This is a genomic window from Sphingomonas sp. PP-CE-1G-424 (assembly GCF_004341085.1).
GTDB lineage: Bacteria > Pseudomonadota > Alphaproteobacteria > Sphingomonadales > Sphingomonadaceae > Sphingomonas.
In genome coordinates, this window is the sequence record NZ_SLXW01000002.1 from 42,729 (window position 1) to 60,641 (window position 17,913).

The 17,913-nt window shown below is 65.9% G+C and carries 10 protein-coding genes; 9 read left to right on the top strand and 1 reads right to left on the bottom strand.

From position 1 onward, the window contains the following. Nucleotides 1-31 precede the first annotated feature (31 nt). From C8J43_RS05410 to C8J43_RS05430, 5 genes are all read left to right on the top strand, one after another. Nucleotides 32-622 carry a TetR/AcrR family transcriptional regulator gene (locus tag C8J43_RS05410; protein WP_310886165.1) on the top strand — a complete coding sequence of 197 codons (591 nt, stop codon included), beginning with the start codon at nucleotides 32-34 and terminating at the stop codon, nucleotides 620-622. A 286-nt stretch (nucleotides 623-908) separates the two neighbouring features. Beyond that, the gene (locus tag C8J43_RS05415; protein ID WP_133030083.1) at nucleotides 909-3,800 is read left to right on the top strand and encodes a TonB-dependent receptor; all 2,892 of its coding nucleotides are present in this window, start codon (nucleotides 909-911) and stop codon (nucleotides 3,798-3,800) included. A gap of 15 nt (nucleotides 3,801-3,815) precedes the next feature. Further along, entirely contained in the window at nucleotides 3,816-6,302 is a 2,487-nt protein-coding gene (galA, locus tag C8J43_RS05420; RefSeq protein ID WP_133030084.1) for a beta-galactosidase GalA, read from the top strand. A gap of 187 nt (nucleotides 6,303-6,489) precedes the next feature. Further along, entirely contained in the window at nucleotides 6,490-7,377 is an 888-nt protein-coding gene (locus C8J43_RS05425) for an N-acetylmuramidase family protein (RefSeq protein ID WP_133030085.1), read from the top strand. A 31-nt stretch (nucleotides 7,378-7,408) separates the two neighbouring features. After that, nucleotides 7,409-8,059 (top strand): hypothetical protein, encoded by a 651-nt coding sequence (locus C8J43_RS05430; protein ID WP_133030086.1) that lies wholly within the window; start codon nucleotides 7,409-7,411, stop codon nucleotides 8,057-8,059. Nucleotides 8,060-8,103: 44 nt separating this feature from the next. Here C8J43_RS05430 and C8J43_RS05435 read toward each other — a convergent pair whose 3' ends face one another. Continuing rightward, complete coding sequence (locus tag C8J43_RS05435) at nucleotides 8,104-10,830, bottom strand: DUF5695 domain-containing protein (RefSeq protein ID WP_133030087.1); 2,727 nt, start codon at nucleotides 10,828-10,830, stop codon at nucleotides 8,104-8,106. A 93-nt stretch (nucleotides 10,831-10,923) separates the two neighbouring features. On the opposite strand from C8J43_RS05435, the gene C8J43_RS05440 reads away from it, so the two are divergent. From C8J43_RS05440 to C8J43_RS05455, 4 genes are all read left to right on the top strand, one after another. After that, nucleotides 10,924-13,311 carry a glycoside hydrolase family 127 protein gene (locus C8J43_RS05440; RefSeq protein WP_133030088.1) on the top strand — a complete coding sequence of 796 codons (2,388 nt, stop codon included), beginning with the start codon at nucleotides 10,924-10,926 and terminating at the stop codon, nucleotides 13,309-13,311. Between the two features lie 178 nt (nucleotides 13,312-13,489). Beyond that, nucleotides 13,490-14,521: an Ldh family oxidoreductase gene (locus C8J43_RS05445; protein ID WP_133030089.1), complete on the top strand. Its 1,032-nt coding sequence runs from the start codon at nucleotides 13,490-13,492 to the stop codon at nucleotides 14,519-14,521. 2 nt (nucleotides 14,522-14,523) lie between these two features. After that, nucleotides 14,524-16,287, top strand: a complete 1,764-nt coding sequence (locus tag C8J43_RS05450) for a DUF885 family protein (protein WP_347812501.1) — start codon at nucleotides 14,524-14,526, stop codon at nucleotides 16,285-16,287. 52 nt (nucleotides 16,288-16,339) lie between these two features. Beyond that, nucleotides 16,340-17,836, top strand: coding sequence for a family 43 glycosylhydrolase (locus C8J43_RS05455; protein WP_243645432.1), 1,497 nt, complete (start codon nucleotides 16,340-16,342; stop codon nucleotides 17,834-17,836). Nucleotides 17,837-17,913: the final 77 nt, after the last annotated feature.

Consider the following 17,913-nt stretch of genomic DNA (forward strand, 5'->3'; position numbering starts at 1 on the left):
CGGCCGGTCAACCAAAAAACGCATCGGGAATATGATTTTGAGTGCAGTGCAGCATGAGCTGGGAAGCCGGGAGCGTATCGTCGCTGCGGCCCGTCATCTGTTTGCGACGCAGGGGTTTCACCAGACGCCGATGTCCGAACTCGCGGTGGCGGCGGGCGTTTCCGTCGGCCAGATCTATCGCCTGTTCACCGGCAAGAACGCGGTGATCCAGGCGATCGTAATGGAAGACGCCACGGCCAAGATGGCCGAGTTGCAGACGATGAACGACTCGGTGAAATTCGAGGGATTGTCGATCGAGGAGGGGTTCGTCGAACTGGCTCGCCGCGCGTTGTCGAAGGGTGACGAAGCGCTGTCGTTCGAGATCATGGCCGAGGCGCACCGCAATACCGACGTCGCCGACACGATTGCCGATCTGTGCCGCGGATTTCGCCAGATGATCCGCGAACTGGCCTGCGTCGCCAATCCCGATCTCGAGGAAAACGAGCTGGAGGGCGCTGAGGAACTGATCCTCGCCTTCATGTTCGGGCTTGGCCACCGTACCTTGTCGCGTCCGCGGCTGTCCGAAGATCAGACCGCGCGATTGACAGGCCGGATGATCCTGGCCGCGGTCCGCGCGCTTTAGAGCACCATGTCACGTAGCGCTACCTGAGCAGCGCTACGCACGACGCGTGCAGAGGCCATCCGCTCACGCGATCGATCGTTAAGGTCATGTTTCAGCATGCTGCCCAGCGTGCCGGGTTTCCGTCGCGTTCGTGGTATCAGGTTCAATTATTACAAAGTGGATATCGTATATTATATTTGACTTAATCGGGTAGACATGATGGATTGCGCGCAACATCCAAACAGGGGCGCGGGCACTCATGACATTTTTGGTCGGTAAATTGCGAAATCGGTCGAGCATCGGGGCGATGGTTGCGATGCTCCTGTCATCAGGAGCGTATGCGCAGGTTTCGCCTGCACCACAGTCCAGCCCCGATGCGAGCGCCGACGAAGCCATCACGGTCACGGGAACTCGCATCCGCCGCCCCGATCTGGCGAGCAACAGCCCGATCACCTCCGTCACCGACCAGGAAATCAAGTATCAAGGCGCGGTCAACGTCGAGAGCGTGCTGAACCGCCTGCCGCAATTCACCGCCGACGCGAACGAGAACGTCTCGAACGGATCGGACGGCACCGCCAACGTCAACCTCCGCAACCTCGGGTCGAACCGGACGCTGATCCTGCTCAACGGCCAGCGCTTGCTCCCGCAGCAGGCGATCGATCTGAACTTCGTGCCGTCGGCGCTGATCGACCGGGTCGACGTGGTGACCGGCGGCGCCTCCGCGGTCTACGGGTCCGACGCGGTCGCGGGTGTCGTCAACTTCGTACTGAAGGATCATCTCGACGGGTTGCGGATCGACGTCCAGTCCGGGCTCGGTCTGCATACCAACGACAATAGCGCGGTACGGAATATCCTGACTACGCGCGGCTATGCGAACGCGCCGGGGCGAGTGGCCGATGGCGGCAAGCAGGATCTGAACGCGGCGTACGGCAAGAACTTTGCAAACGGACGCGGCAACATCACCGTCTATGGCGGCTATCGCCACACCGACCCGGTGTTGCAGGCCAACCGCGACGTCTCCGCCTGCGCGCTCAACCCGTCGGACTCGGCAGGCAATGGTCTGATCTGCGGCGGGTCGAGCAATACGCCGATCGGAACGTTCGTGCCGCTCGGTGGGCCCAATTCGGGCACCACGCTGACCAACAACGCCAACGGCACGCAGACCTGGGTGCCGTACACCTCGGCCTATGCGTATAACTACGCGCCGACCAACTACTTCCAGCGGTCGGACGAGCGTTATACCGGCGGCGTCTTCGCCAAGTTCGAGATCGCGCCGATCGCCGAAGTCTATGGCAGCTTCATGTACATGAAGGACCATACTTTCTCGCAGGTCGCGCCATCCGCGCTGTTCCTCGGCACGACCTTCACCGTGCCGTGCAACAATCCCCTCATGAGCGCCGCGCAGCAGCAGTCGTTGTGCGGGGCGACCGCGGGGACGGCCGCGACGCAGGATACGCTGATTGGGTATCGCCTGGGTTCGGGGCAGTCGCGTCGCGACGATCTGCGGCATCAGGATTATCGCTATTCGGCCGGTGTCCGCGGCGATCTCGGTCACGGCTTTCACTACGACCTGAATTACCTTCACTCGCTGGTCCGCTACAACGAGACGTATTTGAACAACGTCGACAACGTGAAGGCGCAGCGCGCGCTCGATGTCGTCAACGTCGCCGGCGTGCCGACCTGTCGCTCGGTCGTCGACGGCAGCGATCCGGCGTGCGTGCCGGTCAACGTCTTCCAGGCGAATGCAATCACCGACACGCAGGGCGCGTATCTGTTCTCGGAGAGCAACACCGCGTCGCGCAACGTCCTGGACGTGTTTTCCGCGAACCTGACCGGCGACCTCGGCACGTTCGGCATCTCCAGCCCGTGGGCAACGCGCGGCGTCAACATCGCTGTCGGTGCCGAACGCCGCCGCGAAACCCTGAACTTCACCGCCGACGCCATCGCCCAGCAGGGTGGCACGACGAATTCGGATGGCCGCATCACCGTCAACGAAGGCTATGGCGAGATCGAGGTTCCGATCCTTCAGGACCTTCCGTTCGCCCACGAACTGACCGTGAATGGCGGCCTGCGCTATTCCGCCTATCGCAACGACCAGCAGTCGACCGGACTGAAGTCGAGATACAACGTCTGGACCTACAAGGGCGAGGCTACCTGGGCGCCGTCGAAGGATGCGCGCTTCCGCTTCAGCTACAACCGGGCGATCCGCGCGCCGAACATCTCCGAGCTTTTCGGGTCGCGGTTGATCGGCAACGTCTCTGCGCAGGATCCGTGCTCCGGAACCGCGCCGACCGCGTCCGTCGACATCTGCCGCCTGACCGGTGTGACGCAGGCGCAATACGGCAATATCGTCGAATGCCCCTCCGACACGTGTTCGGCGCAATATGGCGGTAATTCGGCGTTGAAGCCGGAGAAGGCCGACACCTATACCGCAGGCCTCGTGCTGACGCCGCGGATGGTGCGCAATCTGACGCTGACGGTCGATTACTACCGCATCAAGGTGAAGGATTATATCAGCTCGGTTGATCCGTCGCTGGCGATCAGCCAGTGCGTCGCGGCGAGCGATCCCTTCTATTGCGGGCTGTTCACGCGCGATCCGCGCTCGGGCGCGCTGTTCGGCAGCAACGGCTATATCGTCTCGACGACGTACAATACCGGCTCGCTCAAGACTTCCGGGATCGATCTCACCGCCGACTACACGCTTGGGATCGGCGCACTCGGCAAGCTCAACCTCAACATGGTCGGCACGCGGCTGATCTCGCAGGAGTCCGAGCCGCTGAAGGGTCTCGGCAGCTACGACTGCAAGGGGCTGTACGGCTACACCTGTGGCCAGCCCAATCCGAAGTGGCGGCACGTGATGCGCACGACATGGTCGATGCCGCAGGGCGCAAGCGTATCGCTCTCGTGGCGGCATATCGACGAGGTCCAGCTCTCGTCGCTGTCGACCAACAGCTTCCTCAAGGGCGCATCAAGCGTGATCAACCGGAAGATCTCGGCGTATAACTACATTGATCTCGCGGGGACGGTCGCGGTCGGCGAGGGGCTCCAGCTTCGTGCCGGCGTCAACAACCTGTTCGACAAGGATCCGCCAGTGATCGCTTCCGGCATCCTGTCGTCGTTCGGCAACGGCAACACCTATCCCGGTGTGTATGATGTGCTGGGCCGCACGCTGTTCGTCGGCGCGACGGTGAACTTCTGACGCTGGGATGATGGTATGACGAACATGGTCCGCCGCGACGTTTTGAAGACGGGCGGCGTGACTGCGCTTGCAGCCATCGTGCCCGCCGTGCTGATCGGGGCGGCGGGGACGGTCTCGGTAAGCCCGCGCGAGATCGTGTCGCTCGGGACCGGCTGGCGGTTCCATCTCGGCCATGCGAGCGATCCGGCGAAGGATTTCGGCTTCGGTCGCTCGCACGACACGTATGGCAAGTCGGGCGATGTCGGCACGCCGGTCGCCGAACCCAAGTTCGACGACAGCGCGTGGGAAGCGGTGACGTTGCCGCACGACTGGGCGGTCGACCTGCCGTTCGAACGGTTCGGGCCGGCGGGGAGCGAGGCTGACCGCACCGGCGCGTTCCAGGGGTTCAAGCCGGTCGGGCGGATGTGGCCGGCGACAAGTGTCGGCTGGTATCGCCGCGTGCTCACGCTGGCCAAGGCGGACGCGGGGCGGCGGTTGCTGCTCCAGTTCGATGGGGTGGCGCGCGACTGCATCGTCATCCTCAATGGCTTCGTCGTCGGCTCGAACGAGAGCGGCTATGCGCCGTTCGAGATAGACGTCACCGACTTTGCAAGGCCGGGCGAGGACAATGTGCTCGTCATCCGCTGCGACGTGAGCCTCGGCGAGGCGTGGTCGTACGAGGGGGCGGGGCTCTACCGCGACGTACGACTGGTGAAGACCGCGCCTGTGCATGTCCGGCGATGGGGGGCGACCGTGCGGTGCTCGGTCGGCTCGGATGGCGCGATCGTGCGGGTCTCGACCGAGATCGACAATGACGGTCCCGCTGCCAGTGCACGCGTGCGGTCCACGGTGGTCGGGCCGGACGGGAAGACGGTCGCGGTGCTGGTTGCGGACCCGCTGGACTTGCCGGCCTGGGGAAAAGCGATTGCGGCGCAGGACACGCGCGTCGCTGCGCCCGCGCTATGGTCGCTGGAGACGCCGCACCTTTATACGCTGGTCAGCGAGATCCTCGTCGACGGCGCGGTCGTCGATCGCGACACGTCCGCATTCGGCATCCGCACGATCCGGTTCGATGCGAACCGCGGCTTTTTCCTCAACGGCAAGCCGGTCAAGATCAAGGGCACCTGCAATCATCAGGATCACGCCGGGGTCGGCTTCGCGGTGCCCGACAGCCTGCACGTCTGGCGGCTCGAACAACTGAAGGCGATGGGCAGCAACGCGTATCGCTCGACGCATCATTCGCCGTCGCCCGCGATCCTCGACGCGTGCGATCGGATGGGCATCCTGATGATCGACGAGACGCGGCAGATGTCGAGCAATGCCGAGGGGCTGGGGCAGCTAGAACGGATGGTGCGGCAGGGGCGCAATCATCCGAGCATCATCCTGTGGAGCATCGGCAACGAGGAGATCCATCGCGGCAACGAGACCGGCGCGCGGATCGCGGAGACGATGAAGCGGAAGGTCTACGAACTTGATGGGACGCGGCCGGTGACGGAGGCGTTCAACGGCAAGTTCGGCGAGGGGGCGTCGCGCGTGCTCGACGTGATGGGGTGCAATTATTACCTCGACGCGATCGATCCGTATCACGCGGCGCACCCCGACATGCCGATGATCGGCACCGAGACGGGCAGCACGGTAATGACCCGCGGCGAATATGCGCGCGACGACAAGGCCGGCTTGGTGCCCGCGTACGATCGCGAATTTCCCAAATGGGCGACCACCGCGGAAAAATGGTGGAGTTTCTACGACGCGCGGCCGTTCCTCAGCGGCGGGTTCGTATGGACCGGGTTCGACTATCGCGGCGAGCCTACGCCATTCGAACGCTGGCCGGAGAACGTCTCGAACTTCGGTCAGATGGACCTGTGCGGCTTCCCGAAAGACAATTTCCATTACTACCGCGCATGGTGGAGTGGAGAGCCGGTGCTGCATCTGTTCCCGCACTGGAACTGGGCGGGGCGCGAAGGCCAGCCGGTCTCGGTGTGGGTGCACAGCAATTGCGACGCGGTCGAGCTGGTCCTGAACGGGCGCAGCCTCGGGCGGCAGTCGGTGGTGAAGAACACGCATCTCGAATGGCAGGTGGCGTACGCGCCGGGGAAGATCGAGGCGCACGGGTATCGTGGCGGCAAGCGCGTGATGCACGCGGTGCGCGAGACGACCGGCGCTGCGGCGCGGATCGGCCTGTCGAGCGATCGGCGGCACTTGGCGCCGGGCGAGGTCGCGGTCGTGCGCGTGGCGATCCTTGACGCGAAACGGCGGGAGGTGGCGATCGCATCCGATCGCGTGACGTTCGCGCTGTCGGGGGACGCCAAGTTGCTGGGGGTCGGCAATGGCGATCCGCGGAGTCTGGAGCCGGATCATGCGACGTCGCGGTCTGCGTTCAACGGGCTGTGCATGGCGCTGGTTCAGGCGGGCGCGAAGGGCGGGCCCATTCGGTTGGAGGCGCGCGGTCCGAATCTGGCGCCGGCAATGCTGGGGTTGATCGGGCGGGGTGGAGCCACGGAATCGCTGCTGCCCAGGGTTTAAGATTCTGAAATTCAAGGATTCAGTCGGCGGGCCGATGCGGTCAGGCGTGTCGTATAGTGCCATCGCCGGCACGAAGTCTTCGGCAGCGCCAGCTTGGTTAAAGCAATTTCTTGGAACGGGACATCTAGATCAGAGCGCCGCGTCTCGTTAACTGGGGCCATCAGATCTTCCTCCGAGGAGTAATACCATGATCGCATTCGCTGTTGGCGAACGGCGACCCAATCGCACTGCTGACGTTCGCACGGTCCAACAGTTGCTCAATCGCGCGGGGGGTATGCTGCCCGGCCAGAGCAAGCTCGATGTCGACGGGAATATGGGGCCGCTCACATCGGCGGCGATCAAGCGGTATCAGCAGACCGTGGTCCACCTCTCGCGGCCCGATGGCGTGGTCGATCCGGGTGGCCGGACCATTACCATGCTCAGCCGGCGTGCTGCCGCGCCGGCTCCAGCGCCGAGGGCGGCACCAGCGCCAGCGCCATCCGGCGGCGGGGGAAGCCCCGGGCGCGCCGGTCCAGGGGGCTTGTCGGAAGACCTTTATGTCGAGGCCGCGTCGCAGCTGGGGTGCGAGGTCGCCGCGATCAAGGCGGTGGTGAAGACCGAGGTCGATATCCGCGGCGCGTTCGACACATCGGGCCGTCCGACGATCCTGTTCGAGCGGCACAAATTCTACAAGCATACCAATGGGCGATTTGCGCAATCCAACCCCGACATCTGCAACTCGGTTCAGGGCGGTTATGGCCGCTTTTCCGAACAATATCCAAAGCTGGACCGTGCGATCATGCTGGATCGCCCGGCTGCGCTGAAATCCGCGTCCTGGGGCGCCTTCCAGATTCTGGGCGAAAACCACGTCCAGGCCGGACATTCGACGGTCGAGAGCTTCGTCGCCGCCATGAAGCAGTCCGTCGCCGCGCAGCTCAAGGCGTTCGTTGCCTTCGTCCGCGGCGATGGTCGCTTGCTGACCGCGCTTCGCACGCGCAATTGGGCGACCTTCGCGCGGATCTACAACGGCCCAGGCTATGCCAAGAACCAATACGACCAGCACATGCGAAGCAACTACCAACGATTTGCGAACTGAGGATAGCAGCGAGATGATCGAACGGCACAAAATGTTGATCCCATTGGTGGCTATCGCCGTGGCCGCGTGCAGCGCGGGCACGGGTGGCGCGCATGGCAACGCGACCGAAGCTGCGGCATCGTCCGACACCATCACCGGCAATGCGGATCTTGCCACCGTCACCGGCAATGCGGATCTTGCCGATGCCGCGCCCGCGGTGGCGCAAGGTTCCCTCAAGCTGCTGGCGCCTGCCGACGCGGGTGCGATCGCCGCCGTTCGTCAGGCGGCGGGCACACTGAGCGATGTTGCCGTCACGTCGGCCCAGTCGTTCAAGATCATGAGCGGAGGGCAGCAGATCGCCACCTTCGTAGCGGGAGAAGGCAAGGCGCCCGACGCGGTGAACGCGGGCTGCTTCGCCGCGATCGTACAGAACGGCCGCGCGACGGTCCTCCCGACGATCGGCAGCGGCGCTTGGGAGGCGGAAACCTGCCTGTCGACCGATGCGGTCGGGATACTCGGTGCGAGCGACCCGGTACGGATCGCCGTCATCTACAAGGCGGCGTCACCCAACGCCGAAGTGCTGGAGCCGGTGGTGCTGCAATGGGATCGCGCCGGACGCGTCACGATCGACGAGGCCGCATCCACGCGCGCTTCGACCGCCGGTGCCACCTCAGTGAAGGCGGTCCGCGAACTCTTGAAGTGAACTGGACTATCGCTGCCCCGGCCTTTGCCGGGGTAGTGGTCCGACTATCGCGGCGACAGGCTGAGTTCGGTCGGTGTCGATCTTAGTCGTACGGTGTAGCCGCCGCGTTCGAGTTGCGCTGCGGCTACACCGTAAGGTTGGCCGGTCTTGGTCGTCGTCTCGACGAACACCCGCGCCGTTGGATTGATCTTCGTCGCCGCATCGAGCGTCAGCGTCACGCCCCCCGTCGTCGGGACATACGTCGCACGCGCGATCTTCCCCGCTTCCAGCGTGATCCACAATCCGGCGGGGGCGATGAAGAGTCGCGTGCGAGCGCCGTCCTTCGGGGTGATACTGACCACGCCCGCCGCTTGGTCGACATTGCCGCCGAAGCCTAGCCAGCCGAACGTAGGATCCTTCACCAGATAGCTCGCGGCGGTGATCGCGTGGCCGTAGAAACCCATGCCGTAGTCGCCGCTATACGGGTCCCACTTCATTATGTCGGGTGCGGAGTGGAAGGCGGCGGAGGAGAAGCCGTCGCGGTCGATGTTGGTGATGCCGCCCATCATGCCGCCGTACGCGATGCGGAGAAGGCGCAGGTCGGTCGGGTCGGCGCGGTAGGCGTCGAACAGCGGGACTGCGTTGAGCGTCGAGCCGTAATGGTGGAGCTGGCGTTCGATCCGCGGGTATTTGCCGCCGTAGAGGAAGTCCCAATAGCGGCGTGCGTTGCCGTTATAGCCCCAGCTCGGGATCGCCGGGTCATAGGCGAGGATCACCTTCCGCGTGACGTCGGCCTGCGGCTGGTAGCCGAAATAGCGCATCCACGCGTAGACCTCGGGTTGGCCGGTCGAATCCCAGGCCATCTCGCTGCCGAACGGATAGCGCAGCGTCCGCCAGTGATCGGCGCGCTGCTTCATCAGGCGTTCCATCTCGGTCGCTTCGGCAGTCAGTCCTTCGCGCTTCAGGTCTCGCAAGATGTCGACGAACACGTCGCCCTCCATCAGCCCGAACTGCGTGTAATAGGGCGCGTCGCGCATCATCGCGGTGGTCGTCTGGTAGGCGTGGTCGAGATACCAGCGCCACGGATGCGCGGTGACGAGGCCGGGGTGGTTGCGCGCGACGCGGTAGAGGACCCAGTGGCCGATCGCGACGTGCGGGTAGTTGTACGCGCGACCGAGATCGCCGGCGTCCTTCTTCGACCAGGAGGTCCAGGTCTTCCAGTCGACGGTCGGGTCGTAATAGCCGGGGTGCGCGGCGGGGTCGTAGTAGAACAGGCTCTTCCGCACCGCGCCGGCGTGCGGGCCGTCGGGGACCTGCAGGTCGCCCTGGATCGTCTCGTCGACGAGGCGTTGCAGCTTGGCGATCTCGGCGGGGTCGGGGTTGTCGAGCTGCTTCGCAATCGCCGCGACCCAGCTGCCCGCGCCGCCTTCGTCGCTCATGCCGGATATCCAGACGCGCGGATCTTGCGTGACCACTTTGCCGGCCTCGCGGTCGTAGGTGAGGATCGCGGGGTTGCGGCCGAACGGGTCGGCCTTGTCCTCGTACCATTGCTGCGTCGTCGAGAAGCGGCCGAGGTCGGCCATCGTCTGGTCGAGCGGCTTGGTGATGAAATAGCTGACCGTCTGGACGCTGCCGTCGGCATAGGTGATCGCGAGGCTCGCGCGGCCCCAGCCCTTGCTGCGCACAGTGTAGCGAGCCCAGCCTTTCGCGCTCGCCGCCGGTGTTGCGACGAGTGCGCCCGCGGGGAAGCTCTCGACCTTGGCGATCGGTTGCGGGGTCTTGAGGAACAGCGAGGCGTCCTGGTCGGTCGGGACGACGTAGCCGGGGATGCCGACCGCGACCGGCCGGTGGTTGGCGACGAGCGTGTCCTCGATGGCCGCGATCGAGGGCGCGGTGACGAAGCGGACGCCGATCGTGCGCGCCGCGCCGGGGGCAAGCGTGAAGCTGGTCGGCGTGTTCCATTGTTCGCCGGCCTTCGCCCATTCCCGCTCGGCGAAGGCTTTGCTGGCGACGGTCCAGTCGTAGAAGCCTTCGGAGGTCTGGCCGCGCTTGCTGCGGTCGGTGAAGACGTCGCCCTTGGGCGCCTTGGCGGCTTCTAGGATCGGGCGGTAGGCTTCGAGCGGCGTGCCTTTTTCGGGGAGGACGAGTAGCGCCGGACCCGCGCCGTTGAGGCGGGTGACCTGAAGGTAGCCGGCGTCGCGGCCGATATAGGGGTCGACGAAGCTCGCCTGCGCGTGCGCCTGTTCGAGGCTGCGGTCGGTGATGATGTTGTCGAACACCATCGGCAGCCCGAGCGCGCCGATCTCGACGGGGGCGCTCGTCTTGTTGGTCAGCGTAAAGCGAAGCGCAAGGACGCCGCGGTCGTCGATCCAGCGACGCTCGACGCGCAACGGGCTGGTGGCTCCAAGCGAGGCGGTGATGTCCGCGGCGGCGAGCGTCGTGCCGGTCGCAGGAAGGCGGCGGATCGCCTTGCGGTGCTGGGCGGAGGCGTAGTCCGTCCAGGCGCCGCCGGATTGCCGCACGCGAAGGTGGATGTCGCCGATATGGACATAGCCGTCTGCGGCGCGCTCGGCTTCGCGGGCGCCGGGGACGAAGTCGAAGCCGGGCTCTGCGGCGGGGGATAGCCGGGCGAGCGTCTGGGTGTCGGCGCGCAGCGCGACGCGGAAGGCGGGGGTGCGAAGCGCGGTCTGTGCGATCGGGCGGTAGCTTGGCTTGGCGGGTTTGGGTTGGGCCCCGCCGGGCAGTGTCGCGGTCGTTGCCAGGAGCAGCGTCAGGAGGCGGAAGGCTGTCATGGCGTTACTCGCTCGAAGTCAAAGGTGAGGATAAAGTGTCACTTGCGCTGCCTTGTCGGACGTATAGTATACGATATCCGAATGGAGATAAAGATGTTCGCAAACCGCCGGGATGTATTGACGGGGACGACGGCGGTGGCGCTGTTGTCGGTGGGCGAACAGGCGTTTGGCAAAAGCGCGACTGGCAGGGGGGCGACGCTGCTCCCGACCAAGGCCAAGCCTTTGCCGTTGTCCGCGGTGCGCCTGCTCCCGTCCGCCTATGCGACCGCGGTCGAGGTCAATCGCGCGTATCTGCTGCGGTTGAGCGCGGATCGGTTGCTGCATAACTTCATGGTCTATGCCGGGCTGCCTGCGAAGGCGCCGCTCTATGGCGGGTGGGAAAGCGACACGATCGCCGGGCATACGCTCGGTCATTATCTGACCGCGCTGGTGCTGATGCACGCACAGACCGGCGACGCGGAGTGCCGTACTCGCGCGGATTATATCGTTGCCGAACTGGCGCGGGCGCAGGCGAAGCGCGGGACCGGCTATGTCGGCGCGCTGGGGCGCAAGCGGAAGGACGGCACGATCGTCGATGGCGAGGAGATCTTCCCCGAAGTGATGCGCGGCGAGATCAAGTCCGGCGGGTTTGATCTCAACGGCTCGTGGTCGCCGCTCTATACGGTGCACAAGGTATTTGCGGGGCTGCTCGACGTGCATGCCGCGTGGGGCAATACGCAGGCGCTGACCGTCGCGACGGGTCTCGCGACGTATTTCGCGAAGGTGTTCGCGGCGCTCGACGATGCGCAGATGCAGACGCTACTCGGGTGCGAATATGGTGGGCTGAACGAGAGCTATGCCGAGCTGTCCGCGCGGACCGGGAACAAGCAATGGCTCGACGTGGCGGAGCGACTGTACGACCGGAAGATGCTCGATCCGATGGCCGCGGGCGAGGACAAGCTCGCGAACTTCCACGCCAATACGCAGGTTCCGAAGCTGGTCGGGCTCGCGCGTATCCATGAACTGAACGGCAAGCCCGCGCCCGCGAACGCCGCGCGGTTCTTCTGGAACACCGTCACGCAGCATCACAGCTATGTGATCGGCGGCAATGCCGACCGCGAGTATTTCTCCGCGCCCGACAGCATCGCCAACCACATCACCGAGCAGACCTGCGAGCATTGCAACAGCTACAACATGCTGAAGCTCACGCAGCAGCTCTATGGCTGGGCACCGGACGGCGCGATGTTCGACTATTACGAGCGCGCGCACCTGAACCACATCATGGCGGCGCAGAATCCGAAGAACGCCGGCTTCACCTATATGACGCCGCTGATGACGGGCACCGCGCGCGAATATTCGACGCCGAAGGACGACGCGTTCTGGTGCTGCGTGGGCACGGGGATGGAGAGCCATGCCAAGCACGGCGAGGCGATCTTCTGGGAGGGCGACGGCACGCTGCTGGTCAATCTTTACATCCCGGCGGAGGCGCGGTGGCGCGCGCGGGGTGCCGAGCTCAGGCTTGATACACGCTATCCCTTCGAGCCGGAGTCGCGGTTGACGCTGACGAAGCTGGCTAGGCCGGGGCGGTTTCCGATCGCGTTGCGCGTGCCGGGCTGGGCGAATGGGCGTGCGACGGTGACGGTCAACGGCACGGCGGTCGAGCCGGTGCTGGCGAAGGGCTATGCGATCGTCGAGCGGCGGTGGAAGGCGGGCGATGTCGTCGCGATCAGCGTACCGCTCGACCTGCGGCTGGAGAGCGCGCCGGGCGATCTCGATACGGTCGCGGTGCTGCGTGGGCCGATGGTGATGGCCGCCGATCTCGGGCCGACCGAGGCGAAATGGGAGCAGGCCGATCCGGCGATGGTCGGTGCGGATCTGCTCGCCGCGTTTACGCCGACGGCTGGCGCCGGGGCACGCTATGCGACGAAAGGGATCATCCGGCCTGCCGACCTCAGTTTCGTGCCTTTCTACAGCCAGTATGACCGGCGTAGCGCGGTGTATTTCAAGCGCTTCAGCGAAGCGGCGTGGAAGACCGAGGAGGCGGCGTTCCTGACCGAGCAGGCGCGGCTGAAGGATCTCGCCGCGCGGTCTGTCGACGTGATGCACCTCGGCGAGATGCAGCCGGAGCGCGATCATGCGCTGACGTCGGAAATCTCGTATCCGGTCAGCTATCGCGGGCGGAACGGGCGCGATGCGCGGTCGGGCGGGTATTTCGAGTTCGCGATGAAGACGCGGCCGGGGCCGCTGGTGGTGCAGGCGACCTATTGGGGCGACGAGCGCGCGCGCGATTTCGACATCCTCGTGGATAACGTGAAGGTCGCGACACAGCATCTCGAGGCGGACCAGCCGGGCAAGTTCTTCGATGTCGAATATCCGCTGCCGATCGGGCTGACCAAGGGCAAGGCGAGCGTGAAGGTGCGGTTCGTGCCGCATGACCGGTCGTCGGCGGGGCCGGTGTTCGGTGTGCGGATGGTGGCTGCCAAGCCGGGTGGGGTCGCGTGAGCGGGGTGTCAGGGCTGGTCCGCAATTGCTGCTTGAGGCCCGCTACGGGCTTAAAACCCACTCCGTCACCCCGGACTGGTTCCGGGGTCCACCGTTCCGCACAACAAATCCTATCGGTTGTGCGGGACCGTGGATGCCGGAACGAGCCCGGCATGACGGATAATTGGGGAGCCTTTGCATGACGGACGCGCAGGCAGAGGGCGTTCGCCTGACGCTCGACGACGTCCGCACGCTTGCCCGACGCGTATTGCTCGGGGCTGGCCTGTCGCGTCCGCATGCCGAGGCGGTGGCGGAGACGATGGTCGCGGGCGAGCGTGACGGGTGTGCGAGCCACGGCATCTACCGGCTGCTGGTCGCGGCAAACAGCATCGCCAAGGGTGTCGTTGCGGTCGATGCCGAGCCGGTGGTGAGCGAGCCGGCGCGCGCGCTCGTGCGGGTCGATGGGGGCGGCGGGTTCGCGCAGCTCGCGTTCGAGCGCGGGCGGCAACGGTTGGCGGAGAAGGCGCGCGCGTATGGGATCGCCGCGATGGCGCTGAACAACGTGGTGCATTTTGCGGCGTTGTGGCCTGAGGTCGAGGCGCTGGCGGAGGACGGGTTGGTCGCGTTCGCGGTGACGCCGAGCCATGCGTGGGTCGCGCCGGCGGGGGGCACGCAGCCCGTGTTCGGGACCAACCCGATCGCGTTCGGCTGGCCACGGCCTGGCCGCGAACCGTTCGTGTTCGACTTCGCGACGAGTGCGGTCGCGCGCGGTGAGATCGAGCTGCATCGGCGTGCCGGGAAGGCCGTGCCCGACGACTGGGGCTATGATGCGGACGGGCAGCCGACGACCGACGCGGCGGCGGTGCTGAATGGCGCGATGCGGACGTTTGGCGGGCATAAGGGGTCGGCGCTGGCGGCGCTGGTCGAGCTGCTCGCCGGGCCGCTGATCGGCGACATGACCAGCCGGGAGTCGCTCGACGCCGATGCTGGGCGCGGTGGATCGCCGATCGGAGGTGAACTGATCATCGCGATCGATCCGGTCGGGTTCCTTGGCGATGCGGTCGCCGAGCACCTCGCTCGTGCGGAGGCGATGTTCGGGGCGATCGAGGGGCAGGGCGCTCGGCTGCCGTCGCAACGGCGGTACGCAGCGCGAGCGCGCAGTCTGACCGAGGGCGTTGTGATACCCGCCGCACTGTACCGCGACATTATAGCGCTGGTTCCAGGAGAATGACGATGAAGGCTTTGATCCTGTTGCTGGCGCTGGGCTCGACTGCGCTGGGGGCAATGCCTCCAAAAATTGCGAAATCGGCCGTGGCGACGTCGGCGGACGCGCGGTTCAAGGCGCTCTACACGGCGGAATATGCGTGGCGGCAACTCCAGTTCGCGCAGGGGGAGGACAACCCGACCGCTGCGGCGCGCCTGCCCGATGTCGGCCCAAAGGCACAGGCGGAGCGCCTCGCGCGCTGGACCGACGTGTCGCGGCAACTGGCGGCGATCGCACCGGCGACACTCTCACCCGCCAATCGCGTCAACTATGCGGTCTATGCGCAACAGATCGACGCCTTGCTCGCCGAGCAACGCTTTCGCGATTACGAAAAGCCGCTGACCGCGGATACGAGCTTCTGGGGTGATGTCGCGGAGAGCGCGCGCGGCAATTTCAAGTCGGTGAAGGACTATCGCGATTATATCGCGGTGATGCGCCAGATCCCGCGCTATTTCGACCAGCAGACCGGCAACATGCGCGCCGGGCTCGCGCGCGGGTTCACCCCGGCGCGGGTGACGTTGACGGGGCGCGACAACGGCGTCGCGCAAGTCGCCGAGGCGAAGACGCCGCAGGAGTCGCCGTTCTACGAACCGTTCAAGACCTTCCCGTCGACGATCCCCGCCGCCGATCAGGCCGCGCTCCGCGCCGAGGGAGCCGCGGCGGTCTCGCAGGCGGTCGTCCCCGCCTATGCGACGCTGCTGAAGTTCCTGCGCACCGAGTATATCCCGCATGCCCGCGAGGGACTGGCGGCGTACGACCTGCCCGACGGCAAGGCCTATTACCTGTCGAAAATCCGCGAATACACCACGCAGGATATCACGCCCGAGCAGATCCACGCGCTCGGGCTCGCCGAGATCGCCAAGATCCGTGGGCGGATGGACGGCGTGATGCGCAGCGTGAAGTTCCAGGGCGATCTGCAGGCGTTCTTCAATCACCTGCGGACCGATCCGCAATTCTATCCCAAGACGCCGAACGAACTGCTGTACCGCGCCGCGTGGATCGCCAAGACGTTCGATGGTAAGGCGTCGTCGTGGTTCGGCCACCTGCCGCGCAGCCGGTTCGCGATCAAGCCGGTGCCCGCGGACATCGCGCCGTTCTACACCGGCGGGCGCGGCGGGCCGGGGATCTATCTGGTCAACACCTACGACCTGCCGTCGCGGCCCTTCTATTCGCAGGTCGCGCTGACGCTGCATGAAAGTGCGCCGGGGCACGCGTTCCAGATGCCGCTCGCATCCGAGAACAAGACGCTGCCCGCGTTCCGGCGCGACACGTATCTGTCGGTCTATGGCGAGGGCTGGGCGCTGTATTGCGAGACGCTCGGCGAGGATATGGGGATGTACGAGACGCCGTACGATCTGTTCGGGATGCTGAGCTATCAGGCGTGGCGCGCGGCGCGGCTGGTGGTCGATACCGGCATCCATGCCAAGGGCTGGAGCCGGAAGCAGGCGCAGGACTATCTGCACGACAATACCGCGCTGTCCAACCACGAGATCGAGACCGAGGTCGATCGCTACATCGCGTGGCCCGGGCAGGCGCTGTCCTATTACATGGGGCAGATCGCGTTCCAGACCGCGCGGAAGAAGGCGCAGGACAAGCTCGGCGCAAAGTTTAACATCCGCGCCTTCCACGACGCGATGCTCGAGATGGGATCGGTGCCGGTGCCGGTGATCGAGGCGCGCACCGACCAGCTGATCGCGGCGGGCGGCAAGGGGCCGTATCCTGACGAGGAGTAAGCGCTGGCTCGCGGCGGTCGGCCTGATCGCCTCCGCCGGGCTGGCGCAGGATGTGCCGCGGGGGACGCACATCCATGCGCCGGGCAATCCGATCCTCGCGGACGGGAGCTATTATTCGACCGACCCGGCGCCGGTGGTGATCGGCGACACGCTGTGGATCCTGGCTGGGCGCGACGAGGCGGCGGCGGACGTCAACGACTTCGTGATGAAGGAGTGGCAGCTGCTGTCGACCAAGGATCCCGCGACGGGCGACTGGGTCCATTATCCGGCGATCGCACGGCCCGAGGCCGTATTCGCTTGGGCCGAGCCGGCGCGCGCCTATGCCGGGCAGATCGTCCAGGCGCGGAACGGGCGGCTGTATCTCTATGCGCCGGTGGTCGAGAAAGGCAGCGATGCCGAGGACCGGTTCGCGATCGGCGTCGCGGTTGCCGACAGCCCGACCGGACCGTGGCGCGATGCGCATCCGTCGGGTCCGATCGTCTCGCAGCGCGTACCGGTGCGCAACGACATCCAGAACATCGATCCGACCGTGCTGATCGACGGCGACGGCCGCGTGTATCTCTATTGGGGGACGTTCGGCGAGCTGCGCGGCATCGAACTCGCGCGCGACATGGTGACGCCGATCGGCCCCGAGCGGCGGATCACCGGGCTGACCGGGTTCTTCGAAGCGCCGTGGATCATGAAACGGCGCGGCGTCTATTACATGCTGTACGCCGGCAACACCGCGGGCCCCGGTTCGGCGTGCACCCCGGCGATCTATCATGCGTGCATCGCTTACGGGACCGCGCCGTCGCCGATGGGGCCGTGGACGTATCGCGGCGTCGTGCTGAAGCCGGTGTCGTCGACCACCTCGCATCCGGGCGCGGTGGACTTCAAAGGGCGCTGGTATCTGGCGTATCACACCGCCGATGCGGTCGGCGGCGGGCATTTCCGGCGTAGCGTCGCGATCAATCCGATGCTGTTCGACGACAGCGTGACGCCCGCCGCGATCCTGCCGGTGGTGGCGACGCGACGCGCTCGGCCGGCGGCGGCGCCGTCGCGGAATATCGCCGGTGCGGCGACGGCGGAGGCGTCGAACGAGCCGGTGCCGGTGCGCTATTGGCTGGCCGCGATGAACGACGGGATCGTGCGGGCGAACCCATTGCCGCCGGATATGTGGGGGAGCCGGGCAGGGCCCGCGCGGCAGTGGATCGCGTATCGCTGGGATGCTCCGGTGACGCTTGATGGCGCGCGCGTGCGCTTCTGGGCGGACCAGCCGGCGGGGTCGCGGACCGGAATCGCGCCGCCGAAGCGCTGGTGGCTGGAATATTGGGACGGCGGCTGGAAACGGGCGCGGCGCGCGCGTGGGTTCGGCATGGGGGTGGACGGGTTCCAGGCCGCGAGCTTCGCGCGGGTGACGACCCGCTGCCTGCGCGCGGTCATCGAGACGTCGGGCGATGCTCGCGGTCATGCCGGAGTCGCGGTGCAGGAATGGGAGGCGCTGGCGCCGCACGCACAGGCGGTCGTGACACGCGATCCAACCACCAAGCCTGCGCCGCCCTGCGGCTAATTCGAAATAACCGCCTGCTGACTAACCCCGTCATCCCAGCGAAAGCTGGGATCCAGAGCCTCGATCGACGGCATCGG